A 14,383-nucleotide genomic window follows, 5' to 3' on the forward strand; every position below is an offset into this window, starting at 1 on the left:
GCCGCAACGATCGAGCGGATGCCGGCCTCGGCATCCGCTCGATGGTCTCCGGCGTCGTCTCGACTGCCCGGCCGGGTCAGTCCCCGGTCTCTTCCCTCCGCTGACCGTGGAGCACGCGCAGCGCGTCGAGGGCGACCGCGGTGAGGACGCCGCGGCCGACGCCGGCGCGGCCGAGCAACTCCATCCCCCGCGTGACGGCGACGAAGTAGACCGCCAGCGATGGCACGTTCGCGTCCTCCGGGAGATCACCGCTTTCCCGCGCATGTTCCAGGCATTGCGCGTACACCCCGGCGAGCTGTTCGATGCCGGCCTTCGTGGCCGTCGACAGCGGATCTTCCGCACCGGTCGATTCGACCAGCGCGCGCGTGGCGAGCGAGACCCGCCGGTCCGTGCTGCTGAATTCGATCGCCATCCCGAGCATGTGACCCCGGATCCGCTCCACGGGCGAGGCGTCGTCGTGTCCGAGCGCCTCCGAGACGGCGCGCGTCGCCTCCTCCCGGTCCTCGGAGAGCGCGCGGAGGAACAGTTCCCGCTTCCCGCCGAACGCGTTGTACAGACTCTGCTTCCCCAGGCCGGTCGCCCGCACGAGGTCATCCAATGTCGCAGCGGCGAGGCCGTGCACGGCGAACACCTCACTGGCGCTGCTGACGACGTCACTCTCGATGAACTTGCGGGGGCGAGCCATGTGAGCGAGCTTACGTTATTGACTATCTAGTCAAAAACCCTGTTAGCTTGGCGGAGGCGCACATCTCCGGCAACGACAGGGAGGACAGAAGTGAAAAGCAACGAAGAGGTGGTTCGTGAGGCGTACCGGCTGTCGGAAGGGGACGTCCTCGACGGGGACGGCTTTCGTGCCCTGTTCACCGAGAACGGAACGTTCAACGATGTGCCGAATGCGCTGACCTTCCGCGGGGAACAGATCCCGCAGGCGGTGCGGGGCTTCGCCGGCATCTTCCCCGACGTCCACCGCGAGCTGCTCGAAGTGCATGTCCTCGGTGATGTCGTCGCCGTCGAACTGCGCATTCAGGCGACCCATCGCGGCGCGTTCCCGACCCTGGTCGGAGAGATTCCGCCGACCGGCAACCGGATCGACGTGCCGACGGCGGATCTCTGGTATCTCCGTGACGGGAAAATCGAGACGTTCAACTGTTACAACGCGGCGAATGTGCTGCTCGCTCAGATCGGGGCCACCCCCGACTTCACATCGGCGATCGAGGCCGCCCGGACGGCCGCCACAAAGGCGTAGTTCTACCGAGCGGCACTGAACCCCGGCGGGGTGCGTGCTCACGGCGCCGCCGTTCTCCCCCGTGATGATCGGTCTCGGCTATCCGAGCCGCCGCCCATCGCCGGGCGTCGCGGTGCGGTGATGGAGATCAACAACGCTTGAGTTGAACCACGGTTCAAGTCCTAGCCTCCGTCGGCATGACCTATGTGATCGCGTCGCCGTGCGTGGACGTCAAGGACAAGGCGTGCGTCGACGCATGCCCCGTCGACTGCATCTACGAGGGTGAGCGGATGCTTTACATCCAGCCGGACGAGTGCATCGACTGCGGTGGTTGCGAACCGGTCTGCCCGGCCGAGGCGATCTTCTACGAGGATGATCTGCCCGCGGAGTGGAAGGTGTACGAAGCCGTCAACGCCGAGTTCTTCACCGGCCTCGGAACCCCGGGTGGGGCCGCCAGGGGTGGGCCTCTGACGTACGACCACGCGCTGGTCTCCGCCCTGCCGCGTCCGTCCGCCGGGTGACGGTCCCGGGCCGGCGCCGTCAGGAGGAGCAGGGGACACAGCGGCGAGCGAACGGGCGCACCACCAGGCGTTCCGGTGGGATCGGGCGCCCGCAGGACTCGCAGACGCCGTAGGTTCCGGCGTCCAGGCGGTGCAGCGCGTCGTCGAGTTCGGCGACGCGCTGCCGGCTCGCGGTGAGCACGGCGGTCAGCTGGGCGCGCTCGAAGCCGACGGTGGCGCCCTCCGGATCGTGCTCGTCGTCGGCGTTGGAGTCCCGGGACGCGTCGAACAAGGCCTCCAGGTCGCGAGCGAGTGTCGCGGACTCGGCCTCCGCCTCCGCGCGCAACCGCAGCAGTTCATCCCGGACCATTCGCGCAGTTTAACCATTCGCGTCAAAGGGTGGTTCATTCGCGAAATGGCGTACCCGGAGTTCTCGATTCTCGGTGGCGTGGACTGCCGGGAAAGCGCCGGACCGAAACCGTAGACTGCGGCGGCGAACGCGGGCGTGGCGTGTTCGCGTGGGGGAGGAGCACGCATGCAGGAATCAACGGAATCGACCGAGTCCGCCGGGAACGAGAATTCCGGGAATGCGGCGGTGCTCGCCGAGTCGATGACGATCCCGGACACCGAACGTGCGGAGCTGCGCGGGCGCGCCGCGATCACGGCGGGCTGACGTACGGCGCCGGGGTCACCGGGCGCGCCAGCGGTTCGGGTCGCGGCGGACCTCGTCGACGGCGTGCAGGGCGGCGCCGATCACGGCCGCGTCCGGGCCCGGCAGGGACGGGCGGACCTCGATCGGCGCCCAGCGGGCGGTGAGCACCCGGCGGCGCAGTTCCCGGTCGATGCCGGCGGTCAGCCACGAGGTGAGCAGCGAGTAGCCGCCGCCGAGCAGGACGGTGTCCACGTTCACCAGCGCGGACAGGGCGACACCGAGGGAGGTGACGGCCCGGTCGAGGGCCGCGGCGACGGTGTCGATTCTGACGGCGAGCTGCTGCGAGGAGGGCGGCAGATCCGGTACGGCGTCCAGGATCCGTTGCAGCCCGGCGCAGCACTGCAGGCAACCGGTGGCCCCGCAGGCGCACTCCGGCCCCGCGTTGTCGACCATGACGTGGGCTGACGCACGCGTACGTCGAAGGCGTGCTCGAAGCCCTCCTCGCCGGAATGAGCCCGAGAACCTAGGAGCGGGGATCGCGTTCCCGCCGGATTCCTCGGGCGGCGGTGTTGACCGGCTCGACGGTGCCGTGCGCGGTGATGAGGAACAGGCTGACGCCGATCTTGTCCGCGGTGTCCCGGGTGATCTTCGTGTATCCCGAGGTCGAGTAGAACAGGTGGGAGGCCAGGTCCGGGAGGGTGTCGCGCAGCCGCCGCACCATCGGCACGCTGACCGGCTGCTCCTGTGCGGTGACGCGGGCGACGGCGGTCGTGGCGACGATGTCGACGCCCTCCTCCCAGCGGGGTTCGGTCAGCCGGGCGTCCGGGAAGCCGTGGGCGCGCATGTGCCGCTCGGCCACCTGTTCCTCGGGCGTCCAGTCGGGCGCCCTCACGTCGTCGTCGCCGGAGAAGACGCGGATCAGGCCGATCCCGTCGCCCGTCGTCGCCGCGATCAGTGCGGGGACCATGCCGGTGGCCCGCCGGGCCGGTCCGAGCCCGGGGACGCGGGGCATCCGCATCCAGCGCGGCCGGGGAATCGCGGCGATCGCCCGCCGCAGCGGCGGTGCGATCAGGTCGATGACCTTGCCGGCCAGCCAGGACACCGGTTTGATCAAGAGGAACGTGGCGAGCGCCAGCACCCAGTAGAAGACCGCGGCGGCGGGCGCGCTGTCGTCGCCGCGGAAGGCGTCGGCAGTGGCGAGGATGGCGACGATCGTGAGGATGACTCCTGCCGAGCCCAGAACGATCCGGACCAACTGGGCTGACATTCCTGCTCCCCGCGTACGCCGATCGCTGACGCGAGGAAGTGAACCATCAACGTTCGCGTGCTGTGACGGCACCCCCTCCCGGCATGTCCCCGGCTGCCGCGTTCAACGCGGTGCGACGCCGGCATGGTCGCCGCCTCACATCGTCAGACGTCGTCCCAGTCTCCGCTGAGGGGGACGGACGTCGCGAGGAAGCCCGTGAACGTGATGTTCGCGTTGCCGCTGCTGTGGGAGTTGCGCAGGAGGAACTGGGTGGACGACGGACGGAACACGCCCGGCGTGTCGGTAGGCGTCCGGGTAGGCGGAAACCTGAACCGCCTGGCAGATCGCCCCGATCGTGTTGGCGGTGTTGTTCCACGCGTTGTTCGGATAGAGGCTGATCATCCTGTTCAGGAACGCGTTCGTGGCCCAGGCCGGGTCATGTACGCCGCAAGTTGTTGAAGTTGCAAGTAAATCAGGAGCCCGGATCCGCGAGTCGTTCGAGGGCCGCTGAAACGACGCCGCGCACCGGCCGCCCCGGGACGGGACGGCCGGTGCGCGGCGGGTGTCAGTGGCCGGCGACGGCGCCGCTGATCTCGTTGGGCGCCGCGTCCAGGGTGACCGAGGTGACGATCTTGCCGGTGGTCAGGTCGACCTTGTGCACCTTCTTGGCGGCCGGCTCGGTGACGTAGGCGTCGTCGCCGCGGACGAACAGCGCGGGGCGCGGCTGCTGCCACTCGGTGGGCTCGGTCCAGGGGGCGACGACCGGCCACGAGGCGGTGATCTTCGCGGTGGCCGGGTCGATGACGTGCAGCTTGCCGTCGGTGCCGAGGATCAGCGCCTCGCCCTTCGGGCCGCGGCCCAGCGACCGGAACGTGTAGCTGGCGCCCTTCGGCATCGGGACCACCGTGATCTTGTCGGTGGTGGTGTCGATCAGGGAGAAGTTCTCCGGCGCCTCCAGCTCCGCATCCTTCTCGATCTTGAAGTCACCGAGCAGGACCGGGGAGGCGTCGCTGCCGGCCTGGTTGCCGATCCGGCTGTACTCGCGGCCGCTGTTCACCTTGACGAATCCGCCCTTCTTGAACAGCAGCACGCCGTCCTCGCAGCCGAGCGCGACCACGTCGCCCTGGGCGACGGCCTCGCCGTGCACGCCGGGGCACTGCTCGTTGCGGCCGATCTCCTTGCCGTCCTTGTCGAGGGCGAGCGCGCCGGTCCGCGACTCCTCGGTGCCGAGCGTGACGATCATCGTGCCGTCGGCGAGTTCGACGGCGACGCCGTGGTGCGGTGTCGCCGTCTTGTACTGCCGTCCCTGCGGCTTGCCTCCGGCCAGGTCCTTGGGGTCGAAGCTGTGCACCTCGCCGGTGCCGTCGGTGAACAGGATGGTCTTGTCGCCGTGCCGGACCACGTGGCCGGGTTTGGCGCCGGGCCAGGTGATGTCGGTCAGCCTGCCGGCCGCGGCGTCGAGGACCTGGAATCCGGACTCGGTGGAGACGAAGACGTTGCGGTCGTCGCCTGCCGGGTTGACCCGGTTGAAGCCGGGCAGCGCGACGGTGTGCGCCACCGTCAGGGTCTCGCCGTCGAGGACGTGGATGCCGCCCTCGTAGGTGATCGCGAGCGGCGCGTTCACCGTCGGCGCGGCGGGCGCGGGCGCGGCGGGCGCGGCTGTCGTCTCGTTGCCGCAGGCCGCGAGGGCCAGCGAAGCGGCCGCGATAGCGGCGATGCCACGTCGGTTCACAGTGTTCTCCCCATTTTGCAAACGGAAATCATTTTTAATAACAGTATCGGAGGGGCCCGGGACATCGAGCGCCGGGGGTCAGGCGGACAGGCCGCCGATGATCGCGTCGGTGTTGAACCGCATCATGGCCAGGTAACTCGCCGCCGGACCGTCCACATCGCTGAGCGTCTCCGAGTACAGGCCGACCACCCGGACGTCCAGTCCCGCCTCCGCGGCGAGCACCTCGGCCAGCCGGGCCGGCTGCGCGGTGTCCGCGAAGATCGCCGGCACCCGGTGTTCCTCGATCGCGGTCACCAGCGACGCCAGATCCGACGCGCTCGGCGAGGCGAGAGTGGTCCCGCTCGGCAGGATCGCGCCGACCACCCGCAGGCCGTACCGCTGCGCCAGATAGCCGAACACGTGATGGTTGGTGACGAGCACGCGGCGGTGCGCGGGGACGGCGGCGAAACGCGCCGTCAGGTCCGCGTCCAGGGCGTTCACCTGCCGGGTGTACGCGTCCGCGCGCGCCCTTACCACCGCCGCGTCCACCCCGTCCACCCGCGCCACGATCTCCTCGGTGATCAGTCGCACGGCGGCGACGACCCGCGCCGGATCGGTCCAGAAATGCGGGTCCGGTGTTCCCGCCGCGTCGCCGTCGGCGTAGTCCAGCGGCGCGATCCGGGCGCCGACCTCGACCGCGGGCACGTTCTCCGCCTCTGCCGCCGCGACATGCCGCAGCACCCCCTCCTCGAGGCCGAGGCCGTTGTAGACCACCAGGTCGGCGGTCTGCATGGTGTGCGCCTCACGGGCCGAGACGGCGAACGAGTGCGGGTCGGCGCCCGGCTTCATCAGCACCGTCACCTCCGCCTCGTCGCCGGCGATCTCCCGGACCACGTCGCCGAGGATGTCGGTGGTCACCACGATGTGCGCGCCGTCGTCGCGCGTGCAGGCGCTGGCCCCGCCGAGCGCCACGGTCACCGCGAGCAGCGCCGCCGCGAGCCGTCTCATCGGCCCGCCGTCACGACGAGGTCCGTCTGCTGTGCGCGTTCTCATCGTCCGACCTCCACGACCAGGTCCGGCTGCTGTGCGGTGCGGAGAGTGCGGGCCGTGCGCAGCTCGTCCCGGTAGTCGATCTCGTGGATCACCCGGGCCGCCGGTTCGGCCAGGTAGGCGCGGCTGATGTCGAGCGTCAGCGTCGACGCCTTCAACGGCGACGCGGCGGTCCGGCGGCCGGTCGCCAGGTCGAAGCGGAGTAGCGTGCCGGCCCGGTCCAGGGCCAGCACGGTCCTGCTGTCGGCGGGGGAGGCGGCGGCGACCAGGTCCGTGCCGTCCGCGGGCAGGTGCCGCACCGTCGCCTTGGCCGCGTTCACCGACCAGATGCCGCCGGCTCCGGCCACTGCCGCCTCGTTGCTACGGGGGCGATGACCGAAATCGGTCGGCGGGATGGCGCCGGCGGGGGAGGCGAGGACCTGCGCGGTGAGTTTCCCGGCGGCCTGCTTGACCCGTACCAGCGAGTTCTCGCAAGCGATGACCGCGCCGCCGCGCAGCACCACCCACCCACGTGGCGCCTTGCACGGTGCCTGCAGCGCGCCGGTCTCCCGGCCGTCGGCGCCCATCGCCACGATCCGGTCCGCCGGCCTGCCGCGATCATCGCCGACGGCGACGAGAAGACCTTCGGCGTACGGTACGGCCAGCGCCGTCGTGCTCCCGGAGTCGATCGTCGCCACCTCGGCCACCTGCCCGGCCTCGAGCTTGCGGCGGTCCAGCACCCGGATCTTCCCGTCGGCGGTGCCGACCGCGGTGTGCGGCCCGAACCCGGCGACCGTCTCGATCGCCGTGCCGAAGGTGACGGTCCCGAGCGTGCGCGGCTGCGCCCGGTAGTAGTGCACGTGATCGGTGTGGTCGACCGTCCACACCCCGGCGTCGACGATCTCCAGGGTGCGGTCGCCGTCGCCGACGTACACGAACCGCCCGTCCTCGGACAGTTCCCGTGCGGCGACGGTCAGGCCGATCCGGTGCTCGGTCTCGCCGGCCAGGCCGAGCAGGTGCAGTTCCCGGGCGTCGCGGGCCGCGTACGCGAGGGTGGTCTGCGCCTCGGGCAGTTCCTGCGCGCCGGCCACGTACCCGTGTGGCTCCTCCGCCGCCGGCGACGGCGCGCCGCACGCTGACAGGGCGAGCGCCATGCTGAGCAGTAGTCCTTTTCTGATCACAGGGATCCTTTCGGGGAGGGAATGATCCGGCGGACGGTGAGGATCGCGAAGAAGATCAGGACGGCGACGGCGGCGATCGTGGCGCTCGCGGCGGTGGCCGCGAACCAGGAGATCCACAGGCCGGTCACCGTCGCGGCCGCGCCGATCAGGAAACTGACCAGCATCACCGCGGGCAGCCGCCGGGCGACCAGCATCGCCGCCGCCGACGGGGCGATCAGCATGCCGAAGGCCAGCAGCGTGCCGACCACGCTGAACGCGACGGCCATCGTGACGGTCAGCATGATCATCATCACCACGTTGGCCAGGCCGGGCCGTAGGCCCAGGGTGCGGGCCTTGCGCGGGTCGAAGGTCAGCGCCAGGAACGGCCGGTGGAACACCGCCGCCACCACCGCGACCCCGGCGAGCGCCCCGGCCAGCAGCAGCAGGTCGGTGGTGCGGATGGCCAGCACGTCACCGAACAGGAACGCGGTCAGGTCGGTGGCGAACGACCGTGAGTGCGACACCACGATCACGCCGGCCGACAGCATGCCGACGAACAGCAGCCCGATGCTGGTGTCGCGGCCGAACTCGCGGCTGTCGCGCAGCGCGGTGACGCCGGCCGCCATCGCGAACGCGCTCACTCCGGCGCCGACGGCGAGGTGGCCGCCGAGCATCGAGGCGACCGCGACGCCGGGCAGCATGCCGTGGCTCATCGCCTCGCCGAGGAAGGTCATCCCGCGGGCGATCACCCACACGCCGGTGAGCGCGCACACGGCGGCCAGCAGCACGCCGCCGAGCAGGGCGCGCAGGACGAAGGAGACGGTGAACGGCTCGGTCAATGACGACATCACCGGGCCGAATATACTGCAATGAAAACCGTTGCCATTAAGGGGAAGTGTTGCTGTCCACCTCACACCTGGGATTCCGCTATGCCGGAATTCCGGTCCTGCACGACGTGAGCCTGCGCGCCGAAGCCGCCACCATGCTGGCCGTCACCGGCCCCAACGGCTGCGGCAAGAGCACCCTGCTGCACCTGCTCGCCGGCGTCGAACAACCCGGCGACGGCGCCGTCCACCGCGACCCCGGCATCCGCGTCGCCCTGCTCCCGCAGCGCACCACCGACATCGACGCGCTGCCGCTGACCGTCGCCGAATGCGTCCGGATCGGGCGGTTCACCCGTGGCGGGCTGCTACGCCGGCTCACCCGCCACGACCGCGCCACCGTCACCGGCCTGATGGAACACCTGGAGATCGCCCACCTGGCCCACCGCCGGTTGCGGGAACTCTCCGGCGGTCAGCGTCAGCGCACCCTGATCGCGCAGACCTTCGCCCAGGACGCCGAGGTGCTCGTCCTCGACGAGCCGACCGCCGCCCTCGACACGCACAGCCGCGCCCTCGTCCACCAGTTGCTGACCGCCCGCGTCCGGGCCGGCGCTGCCGTCGTCGTCGCCACCCACGACGACGGTGAGGCCGCCCTCGCCGACCGCACCCTGCACCTGTCCCCGGCCCTGCGCTGACCGGTCCGGATCAGTCCTGGTACGGGAACGGGTCGCGCAGGAACTCGGGTGGATCGGTACGCCATCCCGGAACGTCCATGGTGTCCAGGGTGTGGCGGAGCTGCTTCTCCTCGTACCGGAAATGGGTCTCCATCACCGCGCTCATCGCCTCGAACTCGGCCCGGAACCGGGCGGTCGCCGCCGGATCCGGGCGTTCCGGCAGCTCGGCGAGCAGCCTTTCCAGCTTGCGCATGGTCCACTCGATGTGGTTGTGGTCGGTGCGCAACCGCACGATCAGGTCGTTCAGGGCGGGGTGGTGGGTCAGGATCTCCGGGAACAACGCCTGCTCCTCGCCGGTGTGGTGCCGGCGCAGGGCGTCACAGAAGGCGAGACAGTGCACCCGCAGGTCCCGCGGCGCCGGTTCACGGCCGGCGAAATATCCGGCCAGGTCGTCGTGGAGGTCAGCGAGCTCGTTACGGATCGAGACGTGCACTTCCATCAGCTGGTTACCGAAGGCGAGCAGGCGGTCGCCGGGTTCCGAGGTGGTCATCGCCGTCGATGCTCTCACGAACCCGTCCGGTTCCTCGTCATCGAGGCGATGGCCGGGCCGGGTGAGCGGCCCGGCCATCACGATCACCGGATCAGGCGAGGTTGATGTAGGAGCTCCCGAACTTCGACGGTACGACGTACGCCTCGGCCACCTGGCCGGACGTGCTGCTCCGCTCGAAGTACGCACCGGTGATCGACAAGGTCACCGTCGCCCCGTTCATGCGGGTGATCCCCGGGCGCGGATAGCGGCGGCTGTGCCGGGCACACCGCCCGGCACAGCGTCCCATCGTGGTTGTCGCGACGGCGACGCCGCCGCACGATGCAGGCGGACCGGGCGATCCTCCCTGTGCGATTCAGCGGACCTCGACGTAGGAGATCTCGATGGCGTTGTTCCCGTAACCGAGCCGGTTCCACGGCGGGACGTCGGGCTGGACGTTGCCGGCCGCGTCGACGGCACGGGCCCGCAGACTGTGCCTGCCGGGTGTGGCGTCCCACGTGCAGTGCCAGTCCTGCCACTGGTAGGGACCCCGGGCCGGTTCGACGACCGCTGGGCTCCAGGGGCTCTCGCCGGTGAAGCTCACGCCGACCTCGGTGATCGGGCCAGAGCCGGACCAGGCTTTGCCGCGGATGGTGCAGGTGCCCGCGGGGACGGTGGCGCCCGGGGCGGGGTCGGTGATCCGGGCTCGTACGCGCATGAGGGTGACCGGCTCGAAGTCGCGGCCGGGCCACTGGTAGATGTAGTGGCCGGTCTGGAACTCACCATGGAACGGCTCGGTGAGAACGTCGAGGCGGGCGAGCCACTTCACCGAGGCGACCGCGTACCAGTGCGGTACGACCAGGCGGAACGGTGCGCCGTGGTCGGGTCGTAGTGGTTCGCCGTTCATCTCGTAGGCGACGAGGACTTCGGCGGCCGGGTCGGCGGCGTGTGCCAGAGGCAGCGAGCGCACGAAGGTGAGGTCTTCGGTGTCCTCCAGAACGGAGGCGAGGTGGTATTTGCCGTGGTCGGCGCCTTCACAGCGCAGCTCGACACCGGCGGGGCCGGGCCGGGCCATGGCGAGCACGTCGGTGAGACGGGCGCCCTTCCACCGGGCGGTGGAGACCGCGTAGCCGCCCCACGGTTCGCCGGCCGGCAGCGGTTTCATGTCGAGGCGGCCGTTGCCGGCGCATTCCAGGGTGACGGCGTGCTCCACGGCCGGCAGCGCCCGGATGTCGTCGAGGGTGAGCGCGAGGGGCGTACCCACCGCACCTCCGACCTGCAGGGTGCCGTCGTGCTCGGGCAGCGCGAAGTTGCTGCGCACGTAGTGCTCGTCGGTGGAGGTGACGTGGTCGCGCAGGGCGACGTGCGGCGCCTCCGCGTTGAACGGCTCCTCCTTGATCATGGCGAGCGCGGCGCGGTTGGCGACGATGGCGTCATTGACGGTCAGGGACATGAGGGCGCTCCTCGATGGCCGGATGTGTTCGGGCACGGATCAGTAGTCGGGGTCCTGGAAGCGCGGTTCCCGGTCGTCGTTGAAGGCGCCGATCCCCTCGGCCCGGTCCGGGTGCACCGCGGAGCGCCAGTGCGCCTCCATCATGATCGCGATGGCTTGTTCGACGGGCTGGCCGGCGCCCATCTGGACCGCGCGTTTGACGGCTTGCACGGCCGTCGGCGAGTTGCCGGCGATCTTCGCGGCGATGCGGTGCGCCGCCGGTAGAAGCTCGTCGCCGGGGTGGATCTCGTTGACCATGCCCAGCCGGTGGGCCTCCCGGGCGGTGATGGGCTCACCGGTCATCAGCATCTGCATGGCCCGGCCGGGTGGCAGGACCCGGGGGAGCAGGACCGGTGAGCCGCCGCCGGCGGCGAGCCCGATCATCGCCTCGGGCTGGCCGAAGGTGGCGTGGTCGGCGGCGATGATGAAGTCGGTGCTCTGTGCGATCTCGCTGCCGCCGCCGTAGGCGATGCCGTTGACCGCGGCGAAGATCGGTTTGCGGAGCTGGCGCAGCGTGTAGAGGGTGCGGTCGAAGTCCTGCCGCTGGCGCAGCCATTGCTGCTTGGTCATGCTCTTGCGCTGGCGCAGGTCGCTGCCGACCGAGAAGGCGCGGTCGCCGGCGCCGGTGATGATCACGACCCGGATCGCCGGCTCCACCGCGATGGTTTCCAGCACTTCGGTGAGCTGGGCGCCCATCTCGGTGGTGATGGCGTTGTCGGCCCGCGGCCGGTTGAGGGTGATGACCGCGACGGCGCCGCCGGCGGCATGGTCCACCAGCACCGACGGGGCCGGGTCCACGTCGCCCGGCGCAGGTGGCCCGAAGTCGAGGGCCTTCCAGCGGTCGGTGCCGGTGGTGTGGGTCATCTGCTCTCCTCGGTCAGGTCGGCCAGCCATCGCAGCCCGCGAAGGCCGGGAGCGAAGCAGTACTCGCCGCCCCGGGTGGTCACGAACGGCGGCAGGTCCGGCAGGCGGCGGCGGATGGGCCGGCGCGGAACGGTGAAGGTTCCGGTGCTGTCACGGGGCCCGACGAGTGGGTCGCTCTCCTGCGGGGCGCCGATGAAGATGCCGTCGTTGAGCCACTGCGTCTTGACGAACTCGAACTGCCGGCCGGGATGCGCCCCGGCGAAGACGAAGATGATGCCCCGGTCCACGCCGTCGTCGTCGAGCACGCCCTCGGGCAAGGCCGGGCCGTAGCTGGTGCCGCGGCGGATCATGCGGTGCAGCCGGACGTCGACGGTTTGTTCGTCCTCGAGCGCGTCGCGGGGGTTGGCGCGCCGGGCGTGGGCGCCGGCCGGGCACTTGAACCCGCGCGGATCGTCGCGGTAGCCGAAATCGTTGTTGCGCTTCGGGTCCGCCCCGAGTTCCGGATCGTCGCTGTCCGGGGTCAGCGCGAGCGGAGCCCCGGACTGCCAGCGGCCGACCATCTTCGCCCCGAGCAGTGCCTCCTCCCGGCGATCGGCGGCACGTTCGCGCAGGTAGCGGCGGTAGGCGGCGACGCGGGTGTGCAGCTTGCGGAACACCACGTAGGTGCCGTTGCGGCCGAGCACGTCGGGGGTGGGCATCGGCGCGAGCGTGCCGGTCTCGTCCGGGTAGCCGAGGATGAACTCGCCCGCCCTGATCGGTGGCCGATCCGGGCGTGACCGGTGTGTGGCGACGCCTTCCACGGCCGGTTGCCCGATCCCGTCCTTGAACCCGAACGAGGTGCGGCCGGTGGCGAGCTGGTAGCAGTCCTGCCGCCAGATCACGTCGATGCCCGGGAACTGCTTCTGGGCGCTCCGGGCCCGCTCCACCACCTGATCGAGAGCGGCCCGGTCCGGGGCCAGGGTGGCGAGCGCGATGTGCACGGCCGGGCTGCCGAGCGGCTGTTCCCAATGCTCGGGGCCGCTGTCCCCGACATCACCCAGCACTGCCGCGCGGGCGGCCATGCCCTGCCGGAACTCGGGCGCGAAGCTGTCCAGCGAATGCTGCGGCACGCCCAGCGCTTTCAAACCGTGGTAGGTGAAGGCGAGGGTCATCCACGCCGCCGGGGTGCCGTCCACCACGGAACGGGCCGGCGACAGTAGCGGGATCAACCGGCGGACCAGGTCACGGCCGTCCTGTGGGTCGCCGACCCGCAGCAGGACGTAGGTGCCGACGTACGGCGACGGCCGTTCATGCAGGGCACCGGCCTGGATGTCGTCAAGATCAAGAACAGTCATGATCGCCTACAGGTGTGCGGGTGGCTGCGGTGGCGCCGGATTCGCCGGTGACAGGTACGGGAAGACACCGGACGCGGGCCGGGAGGACATGTCGACGCCGTCCCGGATGACGGGGCCGGTTCCGGCGTTGACCAGCAGCGTGAACAGGGTGTCCATCGCGTCGTCGTTGAGGGTCCGCCCGCCGCACGTCACGTGCTGTCTGCCGGCCAGGACGGCCCGTTCGATCTCCAGGAAGGATCCGTGTTCCTGGTAGGGCCTGCCGACGTCGACGACGAGATGGTCAGCGAGCACGAGGCCGGTCAGGGGGTGGTCGCCGTGCTTGCCGGCCGGCCAGTCCACGCGGCCGTCGAGGCCGTCCCAGAAGGCGAGGTTGGCGTTGAGCCGGGCCCAGTAGGCGCCGAGATATCCGTCCGCCAGGTGGAACCCGTCTTCCATGTTGTAGATGTCGCGGATCTCCAGATCCCGGTTGACCGGGTCGAACTGTTTCGGGGCCAGCAGCAGGTTCTTCACCTCAGGCCGGCCGGTCCGCTCGATACGCACGGTGAGCCGGCCCCGGGTCAGGGTCTCCGCGACCACACCGACCAGGCCCGCCTGCTCACCGAACACCTGCGCGTAGTCGAACTCGACGACGATGCTCAGCACGTTCTTGCCGTCCAAGAAGATCGCCGACGGGTCGGTGAATGCCAGCCGGCCGGTCGTCACCGTCTTCAACGCCGCCGGCGCGTCGAGGATGAACGGGTCCCAACGCGGGCCGGCGAATGCGCGTACTCCGGCGCCTTTGCCGCCCTCCGGGTCGAGGCAGGGAAAGAGCACCTCGTCACCGGCGGGCGTGCGGCAGATGCCGGACTGCGGGCCCGCGTCGGGTGACTGGTCGGAGAACACGCAGTCGAAGACGTACTCTCGCGTGCCCACGTCGAACAGCGCAGCCCCGGGGCGGCCACCGGAGAGCGTGAGCGGCCGAAGCCGGAACCGGTAGATCAACCCGTCCGAGAAACGAGCGTCAGGTGCGGCGAACGGCAGGGTGTTGACCACCAGCACCAGATTCCCCGGTGTCTCCGGGCTGGGGAACGCGTAGACGTCGGTGATGTCGGCGATGGGCTCGGCCAGCGCTCGCGGACCCGAGATGTGATCAGACATGTGGTCTCCCCT

At 70.4% G+C, this 14,383-nt stretch carries 19 protein-coding genes; 4 read left to right on the plus strand and 15 right to left on the minus strand.

The window, feature by feature from the left end:
- Positions 1 to 76: 76 nt before the first annotated feature.
- Positions 77 to 685: a TetR/AcrR family transcriptional regulator gene (locus ACZ3II_RS28845; RefSeq protein WP_465521044.1), complete on the minus strand. Its 609-nt coding sequence runs from the start codon at positions 683 to 685 to the stop codon at positions 77 to 79.
- 90 nt (positions 686 to 775) lie between these two features.
- Here ACZ3II_RS28845 and ACZ3II_RS28850 point away from each other — a divergent pair, with 90 nt between their 5' ends.
- Positions 776 to 1,246 (plus strand): ester cyclase, encoded by a 471-nt coding sequence (locus tag ACZ3II_RS28850; protein WP_465521046.1) that lies wholly within the window; start codon positions 776 to 778, stop codon positions 1,244 to 1,246.
- Between the two features lie 176 nt (positions 1,247 to 1,422).
- On the plus strand, positions 1,423 to 1,746 hold the full coding sequence (fdxA, locus tag ACZ3II_RS28855; RefSeq protein WP_465521048.1) for a ferredoxin: 324 nt from the start codon (positions 1,423 to 1,425) through the stop codon (positions 1,744 to 1,746).
- A 19-nt stretch (positions 1,747 to 1,765) separates the two neighbouring features.
- Here the strand turns inward: fdxA and ACZ3II_RS28860 are convergent, their stop codons facing one another.
- Positions 1,766 to 2,095, minus strand: a complete 330-nt coding sequence (locus tag ACZ3II_RS28860) for a TraR/DksA family transcriptional regulator (protein WP_465521050.1) — start codon at positions 2,093 to 2,095, stop codon at positions 1,766 to 1,768.
- A gap of 165 nt (positions 2,096 to 2,260) precedes the next feature.
- Between ACZ3II_RS28860 and ACZ3II_RS28865 the strand changes: the two genes are divergently transcribed.
- The gene (locus ACZ3II_RS28865) at positions 2,261 to 2,398 is read left to right on the plus strand and encodes a hypothetical protein (protein WP_465521052.1); all 138 of its coding nucleotides are present in this window, start codon (positions 2,261 to 2,263) and stop codon (positions 2,396 to 2,398) included.
- Positions 2,399 to 2,413: 15 nt separating this feature from the next.
- Here ACZ3II_RS28865 and ACZ3II_RS28870 read toward each other — a convergent pair whose 3' ends face one another.
- The 7 genes from ACZ3II_RS28870 to aztB all read right to left on the minus strand — a co-directional run bounded on the left by ACZ3II_RS28870 (position 2,414) and on the right by aztB (position 8,371).
- On the minus strand, positions 2,414 to 2,830 hold the full coding sequence (locus ACZ3II_RS28870) for an ROK family protein (protein ID WP_465521054.1): 417 nt from the start codon (positions 2,828 to 2,830) through the stop codon (positions 2,414 to 2,416).
- A gap of 70 nt (positions 2,831 to 2,900) precedes the next feature.
- Complete coding sequence (locus ACZ3II_RS28875; RefSeq protein WP_465521056.1) at positions 2,901 to 3,644, minus strand: restriction endonuclease; 744 nt, start codon at positions 3,642 to 3,644, stop codon at positions 2,901 to 2,903.
- 143 nt (positions 3,645 to 3,787) lie between these two features.
- Entirely contained in the window at positions 3,788 to 3,913 is a 126-nt protein-coding gene (locus ACZ3II_RS28880; RefSeq protein WP_465521058.1) for a hypothetical protein, read from the minus strand.
- A gap of 275 nt (positions 3,914 to 4,188) precedes the next feature.
- Positions 4,189 to 5,355 carry a zinc metallochaperone AztD gene (aztD, locus tag ACZ3II_RS28885; protein WP_465521060.1) on the minus strand — a complete coding sequence of 389 codons (1,167 nt, stop codon included), beginning with the start codon at positions 5,353 to 5,355 and terminating at the stop codon, positions 4,189 to 4,191.
- Between the two features lie 78 nt (positions 5,356 to 5,433).
- The gene (aztC, locus tag ACZ3II_RS28890) at positions 5,434 to 6,342 is read right to left on the minus strand and encodes a zinc ABC transporter substrate-binding protein AztC (RefSeq protein ID WP_465521062.1); all 909 of its coding nucleotides are present in this window, start codon (positions 6,340 to 6,342) and stop codon (positions 5,434 to 5,436) included.
- A gap of 41 nt (positions 6,343 to 6,383) precedes the next feature.
- Positions 6,384 to 7,517: an SMP-30/gluconolactonase/LRE family protein gene (locus tag ACZ3II_RS28895; protein ID WP_465521064.1), complete on the minus strand. Its 1,134-nt coding sequence runs from the start codon at positions 7,515 to 7,517 to the stop codon at positions 6,384 to 6,386.
- A 23-nt stretch (positions 7,518 to 7,540) separates the two neighbouring features.
- On the minus strand, positions 7,541 to 8,371 hold the full coding sequence (gene aztB / locus ACZ3II_RS28900) for a zinc ABC transporter permease AztB (RefSeq protein ID WP_465521298.1): 831 nt from the start codon (positions 8,369 to 8,371) through the stop codon (positions 7,541 to 7,543).
- A 50-nt stretch (positions 8,372 to 8,421) separates the two neighbouring features.
- Here aztB and aztA point away from each other — a divergent pair, with 50 nt between their 5' ends.
- Complete coding sequence (aztA, locus tag ACZ3II_RS28905) at positions 8,422 to 9,039, plus strand: zinc ABC transporter ATP-binding protein AztA (RefSeq protein WP_465521066.1); 618 nt, start codon at positions 8,422 to 8,424, stop codon at positions 9,037 to 9,039.
- Between the two features lie 10 nt (positions 9,040 to 9,049).
- Here the strand turns inward: aztA and ACZ3II_RS28910 are convergent, their stop codons facing one another.
- The 6 genes from ACZ3II_RS28910 to ACZ3II_RS28935 form a co-directional block, all read right to left on the minus strand.
- Positions 9,050 to 9,646 carry a hemerythrin domain-containing protein gene (locus tag ACZ3II_RS28910; RefSeq protein WP_465521300.1) on the minus strand — a complete coding sequence of 199 codons (597 nt, stop codon included), beginning with the start codon at positions 9,644 to 9,646 and terminating at the stop codon, positions 9,050 to 9,052.
- Between the two features lie 13 nt (positions 9,647 to 9,659).
- Positions 9,660 to 9,788: a hypothetical protein gene (locus ACZ3II_RS28915; RefSeq protein ID WP_465521068.1), complete on the minus strand. Its 129-nt coding sequence runs from the start codon at positions 9,786 to 9,788 to the stop codon at positions 9,660 to 9,662.
- A gap of 132 nt (positions 9,789 to 9,920) precedes the next feature.
- Positions 9,921 to 10,997: a sulfite oxidase gene (locus ACZ3II_RS28920; RefSeq protein ID WP_465521070.1), complete on the minus strand. Its 1,077-nt coding sequence runs from the start codon at positions 10,995 to 10,997 to the stop codon at positions 9,921 to 9,923.
- A gap of 39 nt (positions 10,998 to 11,036) precedes the next feature.
- The gene (locus tag ACZ3II_RS28925) at positions 11,037 to 11,900 is read right to left on the minus strand and encodes an enoyl-CoA hydratase/isomerase family protein (protein WP_465521072.1); all 864 of its coding nucleotides are present in this window, start codon (positions 11,898 to 11,900) and stop codon (positions 11,037 to 11,039) included.
- Positions 11,897 to 13,234, minus strand: coding sequence for a Dyp-type peroxidase (locus ACZ3II_RS28930; RefSeq protein ID WP_465521074.1), 1,338 nt, complete (start codon positions 13,232 to 13,234; stop codon positions 11,897 to 11,899). Before ACZ3II_RS28930 ends, ACZ3II_RS28925 begins: the two co-directional genes overlap by 4 nt.
- Positions 13,235 to 13,240: 6 nt before the next feature.
- Positions 13,241 to 14,371 carry a DUF4331 family protein gene (locus ACZ3II_RS28935; protein ID WP_465521076.1) on the minus strand — a complete coding sequence of 377 codons (1,131 nt, stop codon included), beginning with the start codon at positions 14,369 to 14,371 and terminating at the stop codon, positions 13,241 to 13,243.
- Positions 14,372 to 14,383: the final 12 nt, after the last annotated feature.

It is taken from the genome of Actinoplanes sp. NPDC019969 (assembly GCF_055562375.1).